We start from the raw sequence: 21,414 nt of genomic DNA on the forward strand, positions 1-21,414 counted from the left end.
GATCGGTATGGACATGGCACAGCCTGATTACGACGTTCTCATCATCGGTGCGGGGCTTTCCGGCATTGGCGTGGCCCGCTACCTCGCCCGGGACTGCCCCGGCAAGCGGTTCGCGATCCTCGAGGCGCGGGCCAGCATGGGCGGCACCTGGGACCTGTTCCGCTATCCCGGCATCCGGTCGGACAGCGACATGCACACGATGGGCTACGCCTTCAAACCGTGGCGCCATGCCAAGGCGATCTCGGACGGGCACCTGATCCGCGAGTATATCGAGGAGACGGCCGAGGAGAACGGGCTGGCCGCGAAAATCAGATATGAGCACCGGGTGACCCGCGCGGCCTATGACAGCGGGCAGGCGCAGTGGACGCTGGTCTGCGCGACGCCGGACGGCGAGGTGACGATCACCACGCGGATGCTGTTCCTCGCCTCGGGCTACTACAAGTACGGTGAGGGCTACCTGCCCGAGATCCCCGGCTACGACGCGTTCAAGGGCACCATGATCCACCCGCAGTTCTGGCCCGAGGACTATGATCCTGCCGGCAAGCGGATCGCCATCATCGGGTCGGGCGCCACGGCCGTCACGCTGACGCCGACGCTGGCACAGACGGCGGCCAAGGTGGTCCAGGTTCAGCGGTCGCCCACCTATGTCGTGAACCGTCCGTCCGAGGACAGGATCGGCAACGTGCTGAAGAAGGTGATCCCGGGCACCGCCGGCTACTCGCTGGCGCGGTGGCGGATCATCCTGGCGGGCCAGATGCGGCGCAAGCGCATGGCCAGGGACATCAAGGCGACCAAGGCGATGATGGTCGGCGCGATCGGACAGGAACTGGACGGCAAGGTGCCCGGCTGGGAGGCGCATTTCACCCCCAGCTACTGGCCCGGTCAGCAACGCATCTGCATGGTCCCCGACGGCGACTTCTTCACCGCCCTGCGCGAGGGCAAGGCCGAGATGGTGACCGGAGAGATCGAGCGGATCAGCCCGGACGGCGTCGTCATGAAGGACGGCCAGACGATCGAGGTCGACACGATCATCACCGCGACGGGCCTTGTTCTCGACTACTTCGGCGGGATGAAGATTTCGGTCGACGGGCAGGAGGTCGAGCCGGGCAAGCTGATGATTTTCAAGGGGTTCATGTACTCCAACTTGCCGAACCTCGTTTACTTCCGCGGGTACACCAACGCCTCCTGGACGCTCAAGGTCGACCTGGTGGCGGAATATGCGTGCCGGCTGCTCAGGCACATGGACCGCAACGGCTTTGCCCAGGTGGTGCCCGCGGCGACCGAGGCGGATTTTGCGACCGTCTCGAATTCGATCAGCTTCACCTCGGGCTACTTCCTGCGGGTGATGCACCGGCTGCCGAAGCACGGCGAGAGCTTTCCGTGGATCCACAAGCAGGACTACATGTGGGACCGCAAGACGCTGCGCCGGGGCAAGGTGGACGACGGCACGCTGACGTTCTCGACGACCGGAGCGCGCGTGGCGTTTCCGCCGGCACAGCAGGCCGGCGTCCCGGCGGACGAGATCGCCGCGGAATGAGCGCCTATCGCGGGGTGAAGAGCCCGTGCGCGATCTGATGCGCATAGGCGGCGACGGCCTCGGCCCGGTTAGGCTGCTCGGCGGCCCAGAAGCGCATGTCGTGCGAGGAATTGATCAGCCCGGTCACCCATTGGCTGGCGATCAGCGGATCGACGGGGCGGAAGGTGCCTTCCTCGATCCCGTCCGAGATCATGCCGGAGAACCGCGTCGCCATCCGGTCGGACCGCGCCAGCACGATCCGGCGAAGCTCGGTCGGGAGCGCCTGCAGGGCGGTGATGCGGACCAGCGGGAACGACGCCTCGAACTGGATGTCCAGAAGGTCGCCCAGGCAGGCCGCCAGCCGGTCGCGATGCGTGCCGGGCAGGTTGATCGCGCGGCGCTGCGCCTGGCTGAACCGGCCATAGCTGCGTTGGAAGCATTCGAGGACAAGGTCGTCCTTGCCCTCGAGGTGGTGATAGAAACTGCCCTTGGAGACGTTCAGTTCGCCCGCGATCCGCTCGACCGAGGCGCCGCGGTAGCCGCGTTCGTTGATCAGGCGGGTGGCGACGCGCAGGTAGGTCTCGGGCGTGATCTCTCCGATCTCGGGCTCGGGCACGCGGTCGGGGGCGCGGACCTCCCAGGTGGCGCCGTCGGGCAGGATGCCGTGTTCGAAGAGCGCCATCAGCTTCTTGCCGATGCGTTCATAGTCGCCCACGGAATACTTGGCGAGCCAGGCGCGCGACCAGAACAGGGTGTCGAGCAGGATGTGACCCCGCGCCCGGTTCTGCAGGTCCATCGGATCGCCGAAGAGCCGGGCGGAGCCCCGCGCGATGCGGGCCATGTAGGCGCTGGTCAGGCGTTCGCGCTGCGGTTCGTCCATCGCGCGCATGTCCGACAGGATCGTCAGCGGCCGTGCCTCGCCCAGCCGGGCGCTGCCGGACTGCGTGAGGTAGAGCGCGATCATCTTGGACACGCGGTCGCGCGGCGTCGCCTCGCGCCCGGCAGTCTCGAGCTCGTCGGCAAGGACGTCGATGGTCCGCTCGATCGCGGTGGCCGCCAGCATCTCCTTGCGCTTGAAGTAGTAGGTGACCGAGGTGGTGTTCAGCCCCACGGCCTCGGCCACGGCGACGAACGTCAGCCCCTTCAGCCCCCGTTCGTTGATCAGGGTGGCGGCGGCGTCGATGATCCCGTTGCGCTTCTGCTGGAACCTCGGCGAGGTCTCGGCAGTGGCTGGCGGGTCGATGGGGGCGATCTGGTCCATTGACACTAAATACCAAGGCTGCGGGCGGCTGTCACCGGCCCTTTGCCGCAGCGACACGAGGAGGATGGAATGAGCTACACGATTGATCTTGAAGGGCAGGGGGCGATCGTCACCGGCGCCGCGTCGGGGATTGGACGGGCCACCGCCCGGCTGCTGGCCGAGGCCGGGGCGCAGGTGCTCTGCTGCGACATGGCCAAGGGCGTCGAGGCGGTGGCCGAGGCGATCCGCGCGGCGGGCGGCCGGGCCGAGGCGATGGTGATGGACGCGGGGGCCGAGGCCGATGTCGCCGCCGCCGTCGCCCGTGCCGAGGCGGCGTTCGGGGCGCTCGGGATCTTCCATGCCAATGCGGGGATCACCGGCGGCGTGCGCGACCTGGCCGAGGGCACGCCCGAGATCTGGGCCGAGGTGCTGCGCGTGAACCTGATCGGGCCGTTCCTGGCGGTAAAACACGCCGCTCCGGTCATGCAAAGGCGCGGGGGCGGGTCGATCGTGCTGACTGCCTCGGTCGCGGGGATGCGCGCCAATGCCGGCCCGCCGCAGTATTCCGCGTCGAAGGCGGGGGTCATCAACCTGGCCCAGACCTCGGCCTACCAGCTCGCGGGCACGAATGTCCGCGTGAACGCGATCTGCCCCGGCCTGATCGAGACCGAGATGACGCGCCCGATCTACGACTACGCCAAGGCCGTGGGAGCGGAGCCGAACCTCGGCCAACTCAACCCGATGAAACGCGGCGGCGAGCCCGAGGAGATCGCGAGCGCGGTGCTCTGGCTCTCGTCCCCGCTGGCCTCCTACGTCAACGGCCAGGCGGTCCCGGTCTGCGGCGGCCTGTCGTCCAGCCACCCCTACGGTCCGCGGCCCGACCCGGCCAAGGCGGCCGCCGCCATCGCGGCGATGAAGGCGCGCGAAGCGGCGAATTGAACCTCGGGTGACGGCCCGTCGGGGCCGTCACTACATCAGCCGGGAAATCGTCCAGAGCCCCATCAGCAACATCATGATGTTCTCGGTCAGCGACACGAAGCCGAGCGGCACATTCGACCCGCCGCCGACGCAGGCACATTTGAGCTCGCGCCTGTCGACATAGACGGCCTTGATGACAGACGCGGCTCCGATTGCGCCGATGAAGAAAGCAAGCGGTCCCGACACCCACGGAAGTACGCCCGCCAGCATCAGCAGACCTGCCAGCGTTTCGGCATAGGGATAGATGTAGCCGTACGGCACCCACTGCCGCGCCAGCAGGTCGTAGTTCAGGAACATGGTCGAGAAGCTTTCGACATCCTGTAGCTTCTGGATGCCGAGCAGGACCATCGAAATCGCGATGAAGGTCGTCAAGGTGGCCAGCGACACCAGGGCCGCGCCTGCCATCCACATGACCGCCAGCGCCATCAGGAAACCGGTCCCGAAGATTGCGACCACCGGACGGTACGAGGTTTCGTCGGCCTCCTTCAACCGGTCCCCGAAGAACGCGCGCAGGTCGTCGTAACCGCCGATCCGTTCGTCCCCGATGAAGGTCTGCGGCGTCGTCTTGACCCCGTGCTTCTGCATGAAAGCATCGGTCTCGGCACGGGTGGTGAGGTGATGATCCTCGACCGCGTAGCCCTCGCGTTCGAGCAGCCATTTGGATTTCAGCCCGAAGGGGCACAGGTGATCCGGCATCACCATGCGAAAAGGACCGCGCGTGTCTTCGCGCGGTCCTTGGAAATGTCTGGGTCCGGGGTCAGGGCGTGGTCGGTCATGGCGGGCTCCGTTTCGGCTCGGATTGCCCGGGCTCAACGGGTGGGCCCGCCATGATGTTCCGTTTCAGCGTCCCCGGATGCGCGGGTCGAGCGCGTCGCGCAGACCGTCGCCGAGGTAGTTCACCGAGAGCACGGTGAGCGAGATGGCGAGGCCGGGCAGGATCACCCGTTCGGGGTACTGCTGCATGTAGTCGACGCCGTCGAACAGCAGCCGGCCCCAGGTCGGGAAGTCCGGCGGGAAGCCGAGGCCCAAGAACGACAGCGAGCTTTCGGTGATGATCGCGTTGGCGATCCCCAGCGTGGCGGACACCACGATGGGCGAGATCACGTTCGGCAGGATGTGCCGCCCGATCAGCATGCCGTTGTCGGTGCCGATGGAGCGTGCCGCCAGCACGAACTCACGCTCTTTCAGGGCGAGCACGTCGCCGCGCACGATCCGCGCGGTCGGCATCCACGAGGTGATGCCGATGGCGGTGACCATCAGGATGAAGATCCCGGTCTCGGGCCCGAAGGTCGCGCTGAGGCTGTCGCGGAACAGCATGACCATCACCAGCAGCAGCGGCAGGAGCGGCAGCGCCAGGAAGAGGTCGGTCATCCGCATCAGGATGCCGTCGACCTTGCGGTAATAGCCCGCGAGGACGCCGATGAACGTGCCGAGGAACAGCGCGATCAGCATCGCGACGATCCCCACCAGCATCGAGGTCTGGCCGCCCGCCATCATCCGGGCCAGCATGTCGCGGCCCAGCTGGTCGGTGCCGAACGGGTGCGCCAGGCTCGGGCCCTGGTTGCGGGACCGGATGTCGATGAAGCCGGGATCGATGGTCCAGATGTACGGCCCGATGAAGACGCCGAGCAGGATGACCAGGAACACGATCCCGCCCGCGACGGCGCCCTTGTGCCGGATGAACTGGCTCCAGACCTCGCGCCATTGGCTGCGCGGCGGTGTGGACGGCATCGGACCGGTGGCGAGCACCGCGTCGCCCGATGGAACGGCGCCGACGGGCGCCATGGTCTCGGTTGCAGTGTGCTTGTCGTCAGTCATAGCGAATCCGCGGGTCGAGGATGCCGTAGAGGACATCGGCGATCAGGTTGAAGATCACGATCAGGATCGCGAAGATGAACGTCAGCGTCTGCACCAGCGGCACGTCGTTCGCCTGGATCGCGGTGATCAGCAGCTGGCCGATCCCGTTCACCTTGAACACCTGTTCCGTGATGATGGCGCCGCCGAAGATCGACGGGATGCCGAGCGCGATGACGGTCACCACCGGGATCATCGAGTTGCGCAGCACATGCACCAGGACGACCGGGCGTTCGCCCAGGCCCTTGGCGCGGGCGGTGCGGACGTAATCCTGGTTCAGGTTGTCCAGCATCGAGGCCCGCATGTAGCGCGACAGCTGCGAGGTGATCTGCAGCGCGAGCACCATGACCGGCAGGATCATCTGGTTCAGCTGGCGCATGAAGCTGTCCCAGTCATGCACGACGAGCGTGGTGTCGTAGATCGACGGGAACCAGCCCAGGTTGACCGAGAAGATCACGATCACCAGCACGCCCGAGAAGAACGGCGGGACCGAGAAGCCGACCATGGTGATGAAGGTACCGACGTTGTCGAACAGCGAATACTGGCGATAGGCCGAGTAGATGCCGATCGGCAGCGCGATGATGATCGCCACGACATAGGCGGTGCCCACGACCCAGAGGGTCTGCGGCATCCGCTGCCAGACGATGTCCATCACCGGCGACCGGGTCTGCCAGGACAGCACGCGGGTGTCGCCGGCCGAGAAGGAGGTGCCGAAGATGCTGTCGAAGACCACTTGCGGTTCGATGATGAAGAACTGGTACATCCACTTGCCGAAGCGGATCGGGAGCGGTTCGCCCAGACCCAGCGAGACGCGGATCTGTTCCCGGACTTCGGGTGGAATGGTGAGGGGAAGCTGGGCCGTGGGATCGCCAGGGGCGAGGTCCAGCAACAGGAAGATCACGAGTTCGATGAACAACAGCGTCGGAATCGCGAGCAGGAGCCTACGGAAGAAATAGGTCAGCATTCAGGCAGTACGCCTTCTACAAACTCGGCCGGAAGATGGGGCGGATACAGTAAGACGGGGGGCGGTGTAAACCGCCCCCCTCGAGACATCGGATCAACCGTCGATCCGGTACCAGTCTGCGATGTTCCAGAGCTCGGAGTCCCAGTCGTTCATCAGAACGCCGCCCAGCGTTTTCGCGTGGGCCGACTGACCACCACGGTGGATCAGCGGGATGATCGAGTAGCCCTGCATGATCATGTCGTTCATGGCTTTCGCCAGTTCGCCACGCTTCTCGAGCTCGGCGGTTTTCGACATTTCGGTCACGAGTTCATCGTATTCGGCCATGCAGAAACGCTGGATGTTGGAGCCCTGCCACTGCTTGGACGGCCCGGGGATTTCCGAGCAGCGCCAGTTGGCCATGTAGGCCTCCGGGTCGACGCCCGAGAAGTTGTTGGTGTACATCTCGATGTCGGCATAGAACTTCTGGAAGGTGTCCGGGGATGCCGGGTCACCGCCGAAGAAGACCGACGCGTCGATGTTGCGCAGCTCGGTTTCGACACCGATCTCGCTCCACCACTGCTTCACCAGCGCCTGGGTGTCCTGACGGACGGCGTTGGTCGAGGTCTGGTACAGCACCGACAGGCGCATGCCGTCTTTGGTGCGGATGCCATCCGGGCCGGGGACCCAGCCAGCCGCGTCCAGAACCGCCTTGGCGCCTTCGATGTCCTGCGTCAGGCAGGCGTCGTTGGCGGTCGAGGCGTAGGCTTCCGGCCCAGGCAGGACGTTGCAGGTGGCTTTACCCGCCTTGCCGTAGCCGATGTCCACCAGCAGCTGGCGGTCGATGGCCATCGACAGCGCCTTGCCGACTTCGGGATCGGTCAGGAAGGGGTGGGCGTTTTCGCCGTCCATGAACACGGACCGCTTGTCCGGGCCGAGCGCCGGGTCAGGGTTGGTCTGGTTCAGGTGGATACGTTCCACCGAGGTGCCGAAGGCCACGACGACGTCGCCCTTGCCCTTGGCTTCCATCTCGGCCAGCACTTCCGGCGCGAGCTGCAGGTTCCAGGCATAGTCGAATTCGCCGGTCTCGAGGACCGCACGTGCTGCCGCTGCCGCGTCGCCGCCGCCCTTGAAGGTGATGGTGGCGAAGGCGGGCTTCGACGCATCACGGTAGTTCGGGTTGGCCGACAGGGTGATCACGTCGTTCGGCTTGAATTCGTCCACGACGAACGGGCCGGTGCCGATCGGGCCGAAGTTCGCGTCGGTGCATTCCGGGGCTTTCGCGCCGAGGCACTCGGAGAACTGGGCTTTCTGGATGATCGGGCTCTCGGAGCCCACGAAGGCGGTGTAGGGGAACGGCTTCGGCTCGGCGAAGTTGACCTTGATGGTCAGCGGATCGACGGCTTCGACGCTCGACACGCCATCGAAGTAGGACGACTGCGCGCAGCCGCCTTCGGGATGGGTGCAGTATTCCCAGGTGAAGACCGCGTCGTCAGCGGTCAGGTCGCTGCCGTCGGACCACTTGATGCCTTCCTGCAGCTTGTAGGTGATCGACTTCAGGTCTTCCGCGACGCCACCGTTCTCGACGGTCGGGATCTCGGTGACGAGCATCGGCACCATTTCGCCATTCTCGTTGAAGCGGATCAGCGGCTCGATAACCATCGAGGACGCCTCCACTTCCTTGGTCCCGCCCGAGAGGAACGGGTTCATGGTGGAGGGGGCCTGCCAATAAATGATATTGAGCTGCCCGTCCTCGCCCCGTTCGGCATAAGCCGCCGGGGCAAGGGCGAGCGATGCGGCCGCGCCCAGCAATAGCGTTTTGACGTTCATGTCACACTCCTAGTTGGACAGCACCGGTCTCTTGACGGACCGGGCTTAGAGGATCCCGACCTTGTTGCCCGTGGACGGCGATCGTTGATCCAGACTTCCCGAAAGGCCGTTCGGCCCCTCCCCACGGATGCGACTCATCGAAAACGGGTTCCGATCAAAATGCAAGCGTCGCATTCGGATGACGCAAGGAGAGTAAGCGGCGCTGTTTGACAATCGAGCAAGTTGGTCGCTAGCGTCGGTCCATTCCCGGAAAAGGACATGCCTAAATGCTGGATCAGCCGCTTGCCCGTATCGAGAACCTGAGGGTCGAGTTTCAGACCAAGGACGGCCCCGTGGTGGGCGTCGAGGATGTCTCGTTCTCGATCCAGCCGGGCGAAACCGTTGCGATCGTGGGCGAATCCGGGTCCGGCAAATCTGTCTCCTCGCTGTCGCTGATGCGGCTGGTGGAGTACGGCGGCGGTGACATCACCGGGGGCAAGCTGATCTTCGACCGCAAGGACGGCGGCGAGATGGACCTGGCCACCGCCGACCAGGACCTGATGCGCACCATCCGAGGCAACGAGATCGGCATGATCTTCCAGGAACCGATGACCGCGCTGAACCCGGTGTTCACCGTCGGCCGTCAGCTGACCGAAGGCCTGCGGCTGCACCGCGGCATGTCCAAGGACCAGGCCAACGCGCGGGCGCTCGAGCTGCTCAAGCAGGTCCGGATTCCCGAGCCCGAGCGCAGGCTTAAGCAGTACCCGCACGAACTCTCGGGCGGCATGCGGCAGCGTGTGGTGATCGCGATGGCGATGGCCTGCCAGCCGCGCCTGCTGATCGCGGACGAACCGACCACCGCGCTCGACGTGACGATCCAGGCCGAGATCCTGGCGCTGATGAACCGTCTCAAGAAGGAAACCGGCACCGCGGTGATGTTCATCACCCACGACATGGCGGTCGTGGCCCAGATGGCGGACCGAGTTGTCGTCATGTTCCGCGGCAACAAGGTCGAGGAAGGCCCGGTCGAGCAGATCTTCGAGAATCCGCAGCACGAATACACCAAGGCTCTGCTGGCGGCCGTGCCGAAGTTGGGCGAAATGCGCGGAAAGGCGCTGCCCGAGCCGATGAAGCTGTTCGGGCGGACCGATCAGAAGATCGAACCAATTCCTGGCCAGAACACCCCGCTGCTCGAGGTGAAGCACCTGACCACCCGATTCCCCGTGAAGGGCGGATTCTTCCGCCGCACGGTGGCGCAGGTGCACGCGGTCGAGGACGTGTCGTTCACCATCAACAAGGGCCAGACCCTGAGCCTCGTCGGCGAATCCGGCTGCGGCAAGTCGACCTGCGGCCGGTCCGTGCTGCGCCTGGTCGAACCGCATTCGGGCAGCGTGCTGCTCGACGGCAAGGACATCATCGCGCTTGGCCAGCAGGGGCTGCGCAAGGCGCGGCTCGACATGCAGATGGTGTTCCAGGACCCCTTCGCCAGCCTCAATCCCCAGATGCAGCTGTCGGACCAGGTGGCCGAACCGATGCGCAACTACGGCACCCACAAGGGCGCCGACATGCACAAGCGAATCGAGATGCTGTTCGACCGGGTGGAATTGCCGCGCAGCTTCATGCGCCGCTACCCGCACGAACTGTCGGGCGGCCAGCGGCAGCGCGTGGCGATCGCCCGTGCACTGGCCCTGAACCCCAAGCTGATCGTCGCGGACGAAGCGGTCTCGGCGCTCGACGTGTCCGTGCAGGCGCAGGTGCTGAACCTTATGATGGAACTGCAGGCCGACCTCGGCATCTCGTTCCTGTTCATCAGCCACGACATGGCCGTCGTCGAACGGGTCAGCCACCGCGTCGGCGTGATGTACCTGGGCCGCATCGTCGAGATCGGGTCCCGCCAGGCGGTGTTCGAGAACCCGCAGCACCCCTATACCAAGGCGCTGATGAAGGCCGTGCCGGTGGCCGACCCGCAGCTGCGCAAGCGCGAGGGCGACCTGAACTTCAAGCCGATCCCGTCGCCAATCCATGACATGAACTACGAGGCGCAACCCTCTGAATACAATAAGATCGGCGAGGATCACTACATCCTGACGACCGACAGCGGGTACTGATCGACCCATGACGATCCGGCGCCGCAGCACGACAGACAGCCATTCGGGGACGTGATGAACCCGAAGGCAGACTGCCCGGCCGCCGAACGATGCATGCCCGGTTTTGCCGGGCGCATCGCTTGCAACCTTTCGAATGATGCGCCCCGATTGCGGGCACACACGAGCCGTGCGCGGCGCGCCCTTGGGCGTGCGGCTTCGGCCGATCCAAAGGCCGGACCCCACCGGCCGGAAGCCAACAGGAAAGACCGACGATGAGTGACCGTCTGACACCCTACGAGATCATGGAGAAGCTCGTCAGCTTCCCATCGGTGAGCCGCGACACCAACATTCCCCTGATCGACTGGGTCGAGGACTACCTCACTTCCCACGGCGTCAAGACCTTCCGCCACCTGCACCCCGACGAACCCAAGGCGGGCCTCTGGGCCCACGCCGGCCCCGAGGTCGAGGGCGCCGTCGTCCTTTCGGGCCACACCGACGTGGTGCCGATCGACGGGCAGGACTGGACCTCGGACCCGTTCACGGTGACCGAGCGCGACGGCAAGTACTACGGCCGCGGCTGCTGCGACATGAAGGGCTTTGACGCGCTCGCCATCTGGGCCGTGGTCGAGGCGCAGTATGCCGGGGTGAAACGCCCGCTTCAGCTGGCATTGACCTATGACGAGGAGGTCGGGCTGATCGGCGTCGACCCCCTGATCCGCGATGCGATGCCGCATTTCCCGAAAGGCTCCGTCGCCATCATCGGCGAGCCGTCGACCATGCAGGTCGTCACCGGCCACAAGGCGGGCAAGGGCTTTGCCGTGCATGTCCACGGCTTCGAGGTCCACAGCTCCATCGCCTACACCGGCGTTTCGGCCATCATGGAAGGCGCGCGCCTCATCATGTGGGCGAACGAGATGAACGCCGAAGGCATGGCGAAGACCCCGACCGGGACGGATGCGCTCTTCGATCCGCCGTGGACCAACGTGCATGTCGGCATGATCCAGGGCGGCACCGCGCACAACATCACCGCGAAGGACTGCGAATTCGTGCTGACCTTCCGTTGCGTGCCGGGCGACGACCCCGAGGCCTGGGGCGATCGCTTCAAGGCCGAGGTCGACCGCATCAACGCCGATATCCAGAAGGTCCGCCCCGAGGCCTGGATCGAGATCTCCGAGAAATTCTCGGGCAAGGGCCTGACGCCCGAGGAAAACGGCGCGGCCGAGGAACTGACCCGCCGCCTGACCGGCGACAACGGCACCCATGTCGTCAGCTACGGCACCGAGGCCGGGTATTTCCAGGCGCACGATTTCTCGGCCGTGGTCTGCGGCCCCGGCGACATCGCGCAGGCGCACCAGCCGGACGAGTACATCACTGTTGAAGAGTTCGAGAAGGGGCATGCCTTCATGCGCCGCCTGATCGACACGCTGAAGGAGTCCTGACCCATGCCCATCCGAAACCGTTTTGCCGAACTGCAGGCCGAGATCGCCGAATGGCGGCAGGATTTCCACCGCAATCCCGAACTGCTCTACGAGGTGCATCGCACCGCCGGCAAGGTGGCCGAGAAGCTGCGTGAATTCGGCTGCGACGAGGTGGTCGAGGGCATCGGCCGCACCGGCGTCGTCGCCGTCATCAAGGGCAAGACCGACACCAAGGGCCGCGTGATCGGCCTGCGCGCCGACATGGACGCGCTGCCGATCAACGAGATCACCGGCCTCGACTATGCCTCGGAAACACCGGGCATGATGCATGCCTGCGGCCATGACGGGCACACCGCGATCCTGCTGGGCACGGCCAAGTACCTGGCCGAGACGCGCAATTTCGACGGCACCGCGATCATGATCTTCCAGCCCGCCGAGGAAGGCGGGGCAGGCGGCCTGGCCATGTGCGAGGACGGCATGCTCGACCGCTGGAACGTGCAGGAGGTCTATGGCCTGCACAATTCGCCCGGCCTGCCGGTCGGCGCGTTCTCGATGCGGAAGGGGCCGACCATGGCCTCGGCCGACCAGTTCGAGGTCATCATCAAGGGCAAGGGCGGCCATGCCGCGCGGCCGCAGCTGGCGATCGACCCTGTGGTCGCGTCGGGCCACGTGATCGTGGCGCTGCAGACCATCTCGTCCCGCAACATCGACCCGGTGAAAGAGGTCGTGGTGTCGATCTGCACCGTGAAGTCCGACAGCGAGGCGCACAACGTCATCCCGATGTCGGTCAAGTTGCGCGGCACCATCCGCACGCTCGACCCCGAGGTCCGCGAACAGGTCGAGCCGCGGTTCCGCGCCATCGTCGAGAACACCTGCGCCGCCCTCGGCGCCACGGCGGAAATCGACTATGATCGCGGCTACCCGGTGCTGGTGAACCACGACGACAACGTCGATTTCGCCGCCGAGGCCGCCGAGGCCGTCAGCGCCGACGTGAACCGCGACGCGCCCGCGCGGCTGGGGGAGAGGATTTCGCCTACCTGCTCGAACGGCGCCCCGGATGCTACATCTCGCTCGGCAACGGTGACAGCGCGCCGCTGCACCACCCCGAGTACAATTTCAACGACGACGCCATCCCCGCCGGCTGCAGCTGGTTCGCCGAGATGGTCGAGCGGCGCATGCCCGCCGCCTGAGAAGGAAGACACCCATGCCGATCAAGAACCGTTTCGCCGAGATGCACGAGGAAATCACCGCCTGGAGGCGCGATTTCCACGAGAACCCGGAAATCCTCTACGAAGTGCACCGCACCGCGGGCATCGTGGCCGAAAAGCTGCGCGAATTCGGCTGCGACGAGGTGGTCGAGGGCATCGGCCGCACCGGTGTCGTGGGCATCATCAAGGGCTCGACCGACACCAAGGGCAAGGTCGTGGGGCTGCGCGCCGACATGGACGCCCTGCCGATGCCCGACATGTCCGGCAAGCCCTACGCCTCGAAAACCCCCGGCGCCTCGCACGCCTGCGGCCATGACGGCCACACCGCGATGCTCCTGGGCGCGGCCAAGTACCTGGCCGAGACCCGCCGTTTCGACGGCACCGTGGCCGTGATCTTCCAGCCCGCCGAGGAAGGCGGCGCCGGCGGGCGCGAGATGTGCGAGGACGGCATGATGGACCGCTGGAACATCCAGGAGGTCTATGGCCTGCACAACATGCCCGGGATCCCGACCGGGTCCTTCCACATTCGCCCCGGTGCGATCATGGCCTCGGCCGACGAGTTCGACGTGGTGATCCGCGGGCAGGGCGGCCATGCCGCAATGCCAAACAAGACCATCGATCCGGTCATCGCCGCCTCGAACGTCGTCCAGGCGCTGCAGAGCATCAAGAGCCGCAACCTCGATCCGGTGAAACAGCTCGTGATCTCGGTCACCAGCTTCCGCACGGAAACCGACGCCTACAACGTGATCCCGGAAACCGTGCACCTGCGCGGCACGATCCGGACGCTGGACCCGGCGGTGCGCGACCTGGCCGAAGACCGCTTCAAGCCGCTGGTGAAGGCCACGGCCGAAGCCTTTGGCGCGACTGCGGAAATCGACTATCGCCGCGGCTACCCGGTGACCGTGAACCACGACGCGAACACCGAGTACGCGGTCGAGGCGGCCGAGGCGATTTCGGCCGACGTCAACGCCAACACCGCCCAGCTCATGGGCGGCGAGGACTTTGCCTTCATGCTGGAAGAGCGCCCCGGCGCCTACATCTTCCTCGGCATCGGCGAAGGGCGTCCGAACGTCCATCACCCGGAATACGATTTCAACGACGAAGCCATCCCGGCCGGCTGCTCCTGGCTGGCGGAAGTGGCCGAACGACGCATGCCGGTGGCCTGAGCCGCCGCGCGAGACGAGAAGGAAAGACCATGCCGATCAAGAACCGCTTCGCGGAGCTTCAGGCCGACATCACGGCCTGGCGCCGCGACCTGCACGAGAACCCCGAGATCCTCTTTGACACCATCCGCACCTCGGGCGTGGTGGCCGACAAGCTGAAGGAATTCGGCTGCGACACCATCGAGACCGGCGTCGGCCGGACCGGGGTCGTGGGTGTCATCAAGGGCAAGACCGACACCTCGGGCAAGGTCATCGGGTTGCGCGCCGACATGGACGCGCTGCCGATCCTAGAGGCGACGGGCCTCGACTATGCCTCCAAGACCCCCGGCGCGATGCACGCCTGCGGCCATGACGGCCATACGGCGATGCTGCTGGGGGCCGCCAAGTACCTCGCCGAGACCCGCAACTTCGACGGCACCGTCGTCGTGATCTTCCAGCCCGCCGAGGAAGGCGGCGGCGGCGGCCGGGAGATGTGCGAGGACGGGATGATGGACAAGTACGGCATCCAAGAGGTCTATGGCATGCACAACTGGCCCGGCGTCCCGCTTGGCCAGTTCGCGATCCGGCCCGGCCCGTTCTTTGCCGGGACCGACCAGTTCCAGGTGGTGATCCAGGGCAGCGGCGGTCACGCCGCCAAGCCGAACGAGACGATCGACCCGACCGTCGCAACCTCCCAGCTGGTGCTGGCGTTGCAGACCATCGCGTCCCGCAACGTCGACCCGGTCGAGCAGATCGTCGTCTCGGTCACTTCGTTCGAGACCGCGTCGAAGGCCTTCAACGTGATCCCGCCTTCGGTGACGATCCGGGGGACGATCCGCACGCTGACGCCCGAGACCAAGAAACTGGCCGAGGAGCGGTTCAAGGCGATCTGCACCGCGACCGCCGCCGCCTATGGCTGCGAGGCACAGATCGAGTGGCGCCCGGGCTACCCGCCGATGGTGAATTCCGAAGCGCAGACCGAGTTCGCAGCCGAGGTCGCCACCGCCGTCGCCGGCAAGTGCGACCTGGCCGACATCACCATGGGCGGCGAGGACTTCGCCTACATGCTGAACGAACGCCCCGGGGCCTACATCCTGGTCGGCAACGGCGACAGCGCCCCGGTGCACACGCCGGACTACAACTTCGACGACGAGGCGATCCCGGCGGGCTGTTCCTGGTGGGCCGAGATCGTCGAACGGCGGATGCCGGCGGCCTGAGCGGTCACGCCGATCCGTGAAATCGAACGAGGGGGCACCGCCCCCTCGTTTTCGTTTCGCCCGGCAGGATCGGAAAGGCGGATCAGCCGCCCGTGTGGCTCATGTGGCGCGAGACCTGGCCATCGGCCCGCTGCCGCGAATAGTCGAAATCGTGGCCCTTGGGCTTCAGCGCGATGGCATGCCGGATCGCCTGTTCCAGCGGCCGGTCGTCGTTCGGATGGTTGCGCAGGGCCGGGCGCAGGTCGGCCATGTCTTCCTGTCCGAGGCACATGTAGAGCTGGCCGGTGCAGGTCATCCGCACCCGGTTGCAGCTCTCGCAGAAATTGTGGCTGAGCGGCGTTATGAAGCCGATCTTCTGGCCCGTCTCCTCGACCCGGACATAGCGCGCCGGGCCGCCGGTGCGTTCGGGCAGGTCGGTCAGAGTATAGCGTTCGCGCATGCGGGCCTGCAGGTCGTTCAGCGACCAGTACTGGCCCACGCGGTCCTCGTTCCCGAGATCGCCCATCGGCATGACCTCGATCCAGGTCAGGTCCATGCCGCGGTCGGCGCAGAACGCGGCCAGGGTAAAAAGCTCATCCTCGTTGAAGCCCCGGAGCGCGACGGCGTTCAGCTTGACCTTGAGCCCCGCCGCCTGCGCCGCGTCGAGCCCGCGCATCACCTGCGGCAGTCGGCCCCACCGGGTGACACGGGCAAACTTATCCTCGTCCAACGTGTCGAGCGAAACGTTCACCCGCCGCACACCGGCCGCAAAGAGGTCGTCCGCGAACCGGGCCAGCTGCGAGCCGTTGGTGGTGAGCGTCAGTTCCTCGAGCGCGCCGCTTTCCAGGTGGCGCGACATCGACCGGAAGAACGTCATGATATCGCGCCGGACCAGCGGCTCGCCCCCGGTGATCCGCAGCTTCCGCACGCCCAGTCCCACGAAGGCCGAACACATCCGGTCGAGTTCCTCGAGCGTCAGCAGGTCCTTCTTGGGCAGGAAGGTCATGTTCTCGGCCATGCAGTAGACGCAGCGGAAATCGCAGCGGTCCGTGACCGAGACACGGAGGTAGGAAATCGGCCTGGCGAAGGGATCGATAAGCGGGGTGGTCATGGGGGAAGGTAGAGGTCGGCGGAAATCGTCACAAGGGGCTTGATGCAAGATTGATGCCCCGCCGCGCCGGGAATAGGGTCGCGGGATGACGACACGCCTGCTTCTTCCCCTCCCGCTTGTCCTTCTCGCCGCCGCCTGCGCCCAGCAGGAAGAGGTCCCGATGCTCAGGATCCGCGGCGCGCCCGAACCCGCCGTGGTGAACGCGCCCGAGGTCGAGCGGGTGGACGAGGTGGCACCGGAACCCGACGCCTCCGGGCGGCTGGGAAGCACCGTCGCCTCGCTTGGCAGCCCGTCGGAACCGGGGCAGTGGCTCAAGACCCCGCTGGTCGATGCCGAGGCGCAGGGCCGCGTGGTCTACGAGGGGCGGAGCGCGACGGTGACGCTGATCCCGATCCCGGCCGAGGTCGGCGCGGGCAGCCGCATGTCGCTGGCCGCGTTCCAGGCGCTCGGCGCGCCGATCACCGGCCTGCCCGAGGTCGAGGTGTTCCGGAACTGACCCGTCAGAGGTACTTGGCCGCTTCCTTGCGGGCAAAGGCCTTCATCCGGTCGCCATGGGCCTCCAGGAAGGCACGGGCGCGCGGCACGTCGTGTTTCGACAGATCGCGGATCCACCAGGCGACGGCCTTCTGGATGAACCATTCGGGATCGTCCACGTAACCGGCCGCCCAGTCCAGCACCCGCTCACGCGCGGCGGCTTCCGCATCGCTCGGGTGGTTCGATTTCGTGAGTGACAGGGTGATCACCAGTGCCGCGCGGCGGGTCCAGAGATGGTCGGATGTCGTCCAGCCCTCGACCGTGTCCAGCCGACCGAGATCGGCCATCACCCGGCGCTGCCCGGCCATGCAGACGTGATCGGCGATGGCCCAGGCGTCGAAGTCCGGCACCCAGCTGCACAGCATGTCCCATACGGCCTCGTCCGGGCGGATGCGGGCCTGGGTCAGCAGCTTGGCCGCGGCGATCCGGGCCTCGTGGATGTTGGTCTGCCAGAGCGCGTCGGCCAGCGACAGCCGGGCGTCCAGCGGCAGGGCGCGGCGCCAGTCGGTCGCCAGGTCGTTCAGCACCGGGTTCGGCGTGCCGAGGTAGGGCCGCTCCACCTTGTGATAGGCGGCCATCTCGGCGTCGCGCCCCGGTTCTGCCGCGGCCCTCAGCGCGGCGAGCGCGTCGTCGGGTGTCATGCCTCGGGGCCGATGTTGCCCTCGACGATACCGGTCGGCGCGCCGTTCAGGGTCTGGGTGTTCTTTTCGCGCCAGTAGTCCGGCATCGCCTCGGCTCCCTTGGAGGCGGCCCATTTGGTCAGCGTGTCCCGTTCGCCCGCGTAATCCATGAAGGGCACCGCGTAGCCGCAGGAGGTCTGCATCATCTCGACCGTCATGTCATAGACCTGCCGGGCATGCAGCTCCTCGGGGAAGAGGCCGTTCAGTTCCTCCCAGTCCGGGTCCAGCCGGTGCACGGTCCGTGCGGTGCCGTAGGCGCGCAGGATCAGCGGGCGCTTGGTAAAGGAACACCACATCAGCGTCATCCGGTTCACCAGTTTCAGGTGGCCCGCCGTTTCGTTCCCCGATCCCGTCAGGTTGCGCCAGAGAATGCGGTTCGGTCCCATGACCCGCAACGCGTCCATCCCCTTGGGCGAAACGTTTACGTGCCCGTCCGGTCCGGCGCTGCCCACGAAGAAGATGTGCTGCTCTTCGATGAACCGTCGGTGGTCATCCTCGATCTGGGTGAACTGCTTGGCCATGTCTCACTCCACGGTGACGGATTTCGCGAGGTTCCGGGGCTGGTCGACGTCGGTGCCCTTGGCGACGGCGGTATGATAGCTGAGAAGCTGCGCGGGCAGGGCATAGAGAATGGGGGCCAGCTGCGGGTCGATGCGCGGCATCTCGATCGCGCGCCAGACCCCGTCGCCGGCCTGGGCGATCCCCTCGGCATCCGAGATCAGGATCACCTTGCCGCCACGGGCCATCACCTCCTGCATGTTCGACACGGTCTTGTCGAAGAGCCCGTCGCGCGGGGCCATCACGACCACGGGGACATGGCTGTCGATCAGCGCGATCGGGCCATGCTTCAGCTCGCCCGACGCGTAAGCCTCGGCATGCAGGTAACTGAGTTCCTTGAGTTTCAGCGCGCCTTCAAGGGCGAGGGGATACATGATCCCGCGCCCGAGGTAGAGCACGTCCCGCGCCTCGGCCAGTTCCTGGCTGATTGCGCGGATCCCGGCAGAGGCGTCGAGCGTGTTGCCGAAGGTCGCCGGCAGGGCCCGCAGTTTCGGCAACAGCTCGGCCAGCTGCGCCTCGCTGATCGTGCCGCGCTGGCGCCCGGCCTCGAGCGCGAGGAGGAGGAGCACCGTGAGCTGGCACGAGAACGCCTTGGTCGAGGCGACGCCGATCTCGACCCCGGCATGGATCGGCAGGACCAGGTCGCTTTCCCGCGCCATCGAGCTTTCGGCCGCGTTGACCACGGCGAGGATCCGGTCCGCCTTGCCCTCGCAGTAGCGCAGGGCGGCCAGCGTATCGGCCGTCTCGCCCGACTGGCTGACGAAGAGCGCGGCGGTGCGTGCCGGGATCGGCGGCTCGCGGTAGCGGAATTCCGAGGCGATATCGACCTCGACCGGCACCCGCGCCAGCGTCTCGAACCAGTATTTCGCGGTGAGGCAGGCGTAGTACGCTGTGCCGCAGGCCACCAGCGTGAGGCGGTCGTAGGCGGTGAAGTCGATGCCGCCGCCCGGCAGGGCGATCCGGTCGCCGTCGAGGTAGGCGTTGATCGCGTCACCGATCACCCGCGGTTGCTCGGCGATCTCCTTGGCCATGAAGTGCTTGTGCCCGCCCTTGTCCACCTGCGCGGTGTCGAGCCGGACGGTCCGCATCTCGCGGTTGGCGATCTCGCCGTTGCGGTCCCGGATCTCGACCGAGGTGCGGGTGACGACGGCGATGTCGTCCTCTTCAAGGTAGGTGATCCGGTCGGTCAGCGGGGCGAGCGCGATGGCGTCCGATCCGACGAAGTTCTCGCCGTCGCCGTGCCCGATCGCCAGCGGCGGGCCCTTGCGGGCGGCGATCAGCAGGTCGTCGTCGCCCTCGAAGAGGAAGAGCAGGGCAAAGGCCCCCTCGAGCCGCCGGATCGTCGTGGTCGCCGCCTCGACCGGGGACATGCCGCCGGAGAGGTAGAGGTTGGCGAGCAGCGCGACGGTTTCCGTGTCGGTGTCGGTCTCGTAGCCGATCCCGTTCTGGGCCAGTTCCTCGCGCAGTTCCTTGAAGTTCTCGATAATCCCGTTGTGCACCACCGCGACCGGCCCCGCGCGATGCGGATGCGCGTTGCCCTCGGTCGGGGCGCCATGGGTGGCCCAGCGGGTGTGCCCGATCCCGGACTTGCCACGCAGCGGATCGTTGACCAGCAGGTCCGACAGGTTCACCAGCTTGCCGACCGCGCGGCGGCGGTCGAGCACGCCCTCGCTGATCGTGGCGATGCCCGCGCTGTCGTAGCCGCGGTATTCAAGCCGCTTGAGCGCCTCGACGAGGAAGGGCGACGCCTCGTGGTCCCCCAGGTAGCCGATGATCCCGCACATGGTGCCTCACTTTGCCTGTTGCTTCGCTTTCTTCGCGCGAAGGAGTTCTTTCAGTTTCCGAGCCATGCCCGGCTTGGTCACCTGCCGGGTGCGGCCGATGGCCAGCGCGCCGGGTTCCACATCCTCGGTGATGACCGATCCGCTGGCCGTCATCGCGTCGTCGCCGATCGAGACGGGCGCCACCAGCATGGTGTCCGAGCCGATGAAGGCCCGCGCGCCGATCCGCGTTTGGTGCTTCATCACGCCGTCGTAGTTGCAAGTGATCGTGCCCGCGCCGATGTTGGTGTCCTCGCCGATCACCGCGTCGCCGATATAGGTCAGGTGGTTCACCTTGGCGCCGCGGTCGATCTGGGCCGCCTTCACCTCGACGAAGTTGCCGATCTTGACGTCCTCGGCCAGCTCGGCGCCGGGGCGCAGGCGGGCATAGGGCCCGATCACCCCGCCGCGCGAGACATGCGCGCCCTCGAGGTGCGAAAAGGCGCGGATCTGCGCATCGCTCTCGATGGTGACCTCGGGGCCGAAGACGACGTTCGGCTCGATCACCGTGTCGCGGCCGATGACGGTGTCATGGGCAAAGAACACGGTCTCGGGCGCGATCAGGGTCACGCCGTCCTCCATCGCCGTGGCGCGCGCGCGGGCCTGGAACGCCGCCTCGGCCGTGGCCAGGCCCGCCCGGGAATCGACGCCCATGGTCTCGGCCTCGTCGCAGGCGACGGCGGTGGCCGAGAGGCCCCTGGCGCGGGCCAGGGCCACGATGTCGGTCAGGTAGTATTCTCCCTTGACGTTGTCGTTCCGGATCGCCGCCACGAGGTCGAAGAGTGTCGCCGCATCCGCGCAGACCACGCCGGAGTTGCAGAAGGTGATCGCGCGCTCGGCCTCCGTCGCCTCAGGGTACTCGATGATCTTCTCAAGCACCTCGCCCTGCATCACCAGCCGGCCATAGCGCTTGGGATCGGCCGCCTCGAAGCCCAGGATCACCACGTCGTGGCGCGCGCGCGCCTCCTGCATCCGCTCCAGCGTCTCGGGCTGGATGAAGGGCGTGTCGCCGTAAAGCACGAAGACGTCGCCCGAAAACCCCTCGAGCAGGGGCGCGGCCTGCGCCACGGCGTGTCCGGTGCCCAGCTGCTCGTCCTGCACCGCGATCTCGGCCCGGTCGTCCCAGTCGCGGGCAGCGGCGATGACCTGGTCGGCACCGTGCCCGGCCACCACGACGATCCGCGACGGGTCGAGCGCCGTGCCGGATTTCATCGCGTGGACCAGCATCGGCGCGCCCGCGATCTGGTGCAGCACCTTGGGCAGTTCCGAATTCATGCGCGTGCCCATCCCCGCGGCGAGGATGACGAGGGCCGTGTCCATGGG

At 66.5% G+C, this 21,414-nt stretch carries 17 protein-coding genes and 1 pseudogene; 8 read left to right on the forward strand and 10 right to left on the reverse strand.

Annotated elements, in window-relative coordinates:
• The first annotated feature begins 13 nt into the window (after window positions 1–13).
• Window positions 14–1,537 carry a flavin-containing monooxygenase gene (locus tag ACE2AC_RS02170; protein WP_375690492.1) on the forward strand — a complete coding sequence of 508 codons (1,524 nt, stop codon included), beginning with the start codon at window positions 14–16 and terminating at the stop codon, window positions 1,535–1,537.
• A gap of 4 nt (window positions 1,538–1,541) precedes the next feature.
• Here ACE2AC_RS02170 and ACE2AC_RS02175 read toward each other — a convergent pair whose 3' ends face one another.
• The gene (locus ACE2AC_RS02175; RefSeq protein ID WP_375690493.1) at window positions 1,542–2,777 is read right to left on the reverse strand and encodes a TetR/AcrR family transcriptional regulator; all 1,236 of its coding nucleotides are present in this window, start codon (window positions 2,775–2,777) and stop codon (window positions 1,542–1,544) included.
• Window positions 2,778–2,846: 69 nt separating this feature from the next.
• Here ACE2AC_RS02175 and ACE2AC_RS02180 point away from each other — a divergent pair, with 69 nt between their 5' ends.
• Window positions 2,847–3,695, forward strand: a complete 849-nt coding sequence (locus tag ACE2AC_RS02180) for an SDR family NAD(P)-dependent oxidoreductase (protein WP_375690494.1) — start codon at window positions 2,847–2,849, stop codon at window positions 3,693–3,695.
• Window positions 3,696–3,725: 30 nt separating this feature from the next.
• Here the strand turns inward: ACE2AC_RS02180 and ACE2AC_RS02185 are convergent, their stop codons facing one another.
• From ACE2AC_RS02185 to ACE2AC_RS02200, 4 genes are all read right to left on the reverse strand, one after another.
• Window positions 3,726–4,430 carry a MauE/DoxX family redox-associated membrane protein gene (locus ACE2AC_RS02185; RefSeq protein WP_375690495.1) on the reverse strand — a complete coding sequence of 235 codons (705 nt, stop codon included), beginning with the start codon at window positions 4,428–4,430 and terminating at the stop codon, window positions 3,726–3,728.
• A 144-nt stretch (window positions 4,431–4,574) separates the two neighbouring features.
• Window positions 4,575–5,552, reverse strand: a complete 978-nt coding sequence (locus tag ACE2AC_RS02190) for an ABC transporter permease (protein WP_375690496.1) — start codon at window positions 5,550–5,552, stop codon at window positions 4,575–4,577.
• Window positions 5,545–6,552: an ABC transporter permease gene (locus ACE2AC_RS02195; RefSeq protein WP_375690497.1), complete on the reverse strand. Its 1,008-nt coding sequence runs from the start codon at window positions 6,550–6,552 to the stop codon at window positions 5,545–5,547. The genes ACE2AC_RS02190 and ACE2AC_RS02195 overlap by 8 nt, the downstream gene beginning before the upstream one ends.
• Before the next feature lie 93 nt (window positions 6,553–6,645).
• Window positions 6,646–8,358, reverse strand: a complete 1,713-nt coding sequence (locus ACE2AC_RS02200) for a peptide ABC transporter substrate-binding protein (RefSeq protein WP_375690498.1) — start codon at window positions 8,356–8,358, stop codon at window positions 6,646–6,648.
• A gap of 266 nt (window positions 8,359–8,624) precedes the next feature.
• Here ACE2AC_RS02200 and ACE2AC_RS02205 point away from each other — a divergent pair, with 266 nt between their 5' ends.
• The 5 genes and pseudogenes from ACE2AC_RS02205 to ACE2AC_RS02225 all read left to right on the forward strand — a co-directional run bounded on the left by ACE2AC_RS02205 (window position 8,625) and on the right by ACE2AC_RS02225 (window position 15,409).
• On the forward strand, window positions 8,625–10,445 hold the full coding sequence (locus ACE2AC_RS02205; protein ID WP_375690499.1) for an ABC transporter ATP-binding protein: 1,821 nt from the start codon (window positions 8,625–8,627) through the stop codon (window positions 10,443–10,445).
• Between the two features lie 251 nt (window positions 10,446–10,696).
• The gene (argE, locus tag ACE2AC_RS02210) at window positions 10,697–11,863 is read left to right on the forward strand and encodes an acetylornithine deacetylase (protein ID WP_375690500.1); all 1,167 of its coding nucleotides are present in this window, start codon (window positions 10,697–10,699) and stop codon (window positions 11,861–11,863) included.
• A 3-nt stretch (window positions 11,864–11,866) separates the two neighbouring features.
• Window positions 11,867–13,032, forward strand: a pseudogene (locus ACE2AC_RS02215) (M20 aminoacylase family protein).
• Window positions 13,033–13,046: 14 nt separating this feature from the next.
• Window positions 13,047–14,216 (forward strand): M20 aminoacylase family protein, encoded by a 1,170-nt coding sequence (locus tag ACE2AC_RS02220; protein WP_375690501.1) that lies wholly within the window; start codon window positions 13,047–13,049, stop codon window positions 14,214–14,216.
• A gap of 29 nt (window positions 14,217–14,245) precedes the next feature.
• Window positions 14,246–15,409 (forward strand): M20 aminoacylase family protein, encoded by a 1,164-nt coding sequence (locus ACE2AC_RS02225; RefSeq protein WP_375690502.1) that lies wholly within the window; start codon window positions 14,246–14,248, stop codon window positions 15,407–15,409.
• An 82-nt stretch (window positions 15,410–15,491) separates the two neighbouring features.
• On the opposite strand, the gene moaA is transcribed toward ACE2AC_RS02225, so the two are convergent.
• Window positions 15,492–16,499: a GTP 3',8-cyclase MoaA gene (gene moaA, locus ACE2AC_RS02230; RefSeq protein ID WP_375690503.1), complete on the reverse strand. Its 1,008-nt coding sequence runs from the start codon at window positions 16,497–16,499 to the stop codon at window positions 15,492–15,494.
• Window positions 16,500–16,584: 85 nt separating this feature from the next.
• Between moaA and ACE2AC_RS02235 the strand changes: the two genes are divergently transcribed.
• The gene (locus tag ACE2AC_RS02235; protein WP_375690504.1) at window positions 16,585–16,995 is read left to right on the forward strand and encodes a hypothetical protein; all 411 of its coding nucleotides are present in this window, start codon (window positions 16,585–16,587) and stop codon (window positions 16,993–16,995) included.
• A gap of 4 nt (window positions 16,996–16,999) precedes the next feature.
• Here the strand turns inward: ACE2AC_RS02235 and ACE2AC_RS02240 are convergent, their stop codons facing one another.
• From ACE2AC_RS02240 to glmU, 4 genes are read right to left on the reverse strand one after another with little or no spacing between them, the layout of a single operon-like run.
• On the reverse strand, window positions 17,000–17,674 hold the full coding sequence (locus ACE2AC_RS02240; RefSeq protein ID WP_375690505.1) for a DNA alkylation repair protein: 675 nt from the start codon (window positions 17,672–17,674) through the stop codon (window positions 17,000–17,002).
• Entirely contained in the window at window positions 17,671–18,234 is a 564-nt protein-coding gene (locus ACE2AC_RS02245) for a pyridoxamine 5'-phosphate oxidase family protein (RefSeq protein WP_375690506.1), read from the reverse strand. Before ACE2AC_RS02245 ends, ACE2AC_RS02240 begins: the two co-directional genes overlap by 4 nt.
• Window positions 18,235–18,237: 3 nt before the next feature.
• The gene (gene glmS, locus ACE2AC_RS02250; protein ID WP_375690507.1) at window positions 18,238–20,055 is read right to left on the reverse strand and encodes a glutamine--fructose-6-phosphate transaminase (isomerizing); all 1,818 of its coding nucleotides are present in this window, start codon (window positions 20,053–20,055) and stop codon (window positions 18,238–18,240) included.
• A gap of 6 nt (window positions 20,056–20,061) precedes the next feature.
• Window positions 20,062–21,411, reverse strand: coding sequence for a bifunctional UDP-N-acetylglucosamine diphosphorylase/glucosamine-1-phosphate N-acetyltransferase GlmU (glmU, locus tag ACE2AC_RS02255; protein WP_375690508.1), 1,350 nt, complete (start codon window positions 21,409–21,411; stop codon window positions 20,062–20,064).
• Window positions 21,412–21,414 lie beyond the last annotated feature (3 nt).

Source organism: Pseudooceanicola sp. LIPI14-2-Ac024 (assembly GCF_042188925.1).
Classification (GTDB): Bacteria; Pseudomonadota; Alphaproteobacteria; order Rhodobacterales; family Rhodobacteraceae; genus Pseudooceanicola.

Bases quoted from the DNA above. Each gene is read 5' to 3' on its own strand.
- ACE2AC_RS02170 (WP_375690492.1), top strand. From the start codon at position 14: ATGGCACAGCCTGATTACGACGTTCTCATCATCGGTGCGGGGCTTTCC.
- ACE2AC_RS02175 (WP_375690493.1), bottom strand. From the start codon at position 2,777: ATGGACCAGATCGCCCCCATCGACCCGCCAGCCACTGCCGAGACCTCG.
- ACE2AC_RS02180 (WP_375690494.1), top strand. From the start codon at position 2,847: ATGAGCTACACGATTGATCTTGAAGGGCAGGGGGCGATCGTCACCGGC.
- ACE2AC_RS02185 (WP_375690495.1), bottom strand. From the start codon at position 4,430: ATGCCGGATCACCTGTGCCCCTTCGGGCTGAAATCCAAATGGCTGCTC.
- ACE2AC_RS02190 (WP_375690496.1), bottom strand. From the start codon at position 5,552: ATGACTGACGACAAGCACACTGCAACCGAGACCATGGCGCCCGTCGGC.
- ACE2AC_RS02195 (WP_375690497.1), bottom strand. From the start codon at position 6,552: ATGCTGACCTATTTCTTCCGTAGGCTCCTGCTCGCGATTCCGACGCTG.
- ACE2AC_RS02200 (WP_375690498.1), bottom strand. From the start codon at position 8,358: ATGAACGTCAAAACGCTATTGCTGGGCGCGGCCGCATCGCTCGCCCTT.
- ACE2AC_RS02205 (WP_375690499.1), top strand. From the start codon at position 8,625: ATGCTGGATCAGCCGCTTGCCCGTATCGAGAACCTGAGGGTCGAGTTT.
- argE (WP_375690500.1), top strand. From the start codon at position 10,697: ATGAGTGACCGTCTGACACCCTACGAGATCATGGAGAAGCTCGTCAGC.
- ACE2AC_RS02220 (WP_375690501.1), top strand. From the start codon at position 13,047: ATGCCGATCAAGAACCGTTTCGCCGAGATGCACGAGGAAATCACCGCC.
- ACE2AC_RS02225 (WP_375690502.1), top strand. From the start codon at position 14,246: ATGCCGATCAAGAACCGCTTCGCGGAGCTTCAGGCCGACATCACGGCC.
- moaA (WP_375690503.1), bottom strand. From the start codon at position 16,499: ATGACCACCCCGCTTATCGATCCCTTCGCCAGGCCGATTTCCTACCTC.
- ACE2AC_RS02235 (WP_375690504.1), top strand. From the start codon at position 16,585: ATGACGACACGCCTGCTTCTTCCCCTCCCGCTTGTCCTTCTCGCCGCC.
- ACE2AC_RS02240 (WP_375690505.1), bottom strand. From the start codon at position 17,674: ATGACACCCGACGACGCGCTCGCCGCGCTGAGGGCCGCGGCAGAACCG.
- ACE2AC_RS02245 (WP_375690506.1), bottom strand. From the start codon at position 18,234: ATGGCCAAGCAGTTCACCCAGATCGAGGATGACCACCGACGGTTCATC.
- glmS (WP_375690507.1), bottom strand. From the start codon at position 20,055: ATGTGCGGGATCATCGGCTACCTGGGGGACCACGAGGCGTCGCCCTTC.
- glmU (WP_375690508.1), bottom strand. From the start codon at position 21,411: ATGGACACGGCCCTCGTCATCCTCGCCGCGGGGATGGGCACGCGCATG.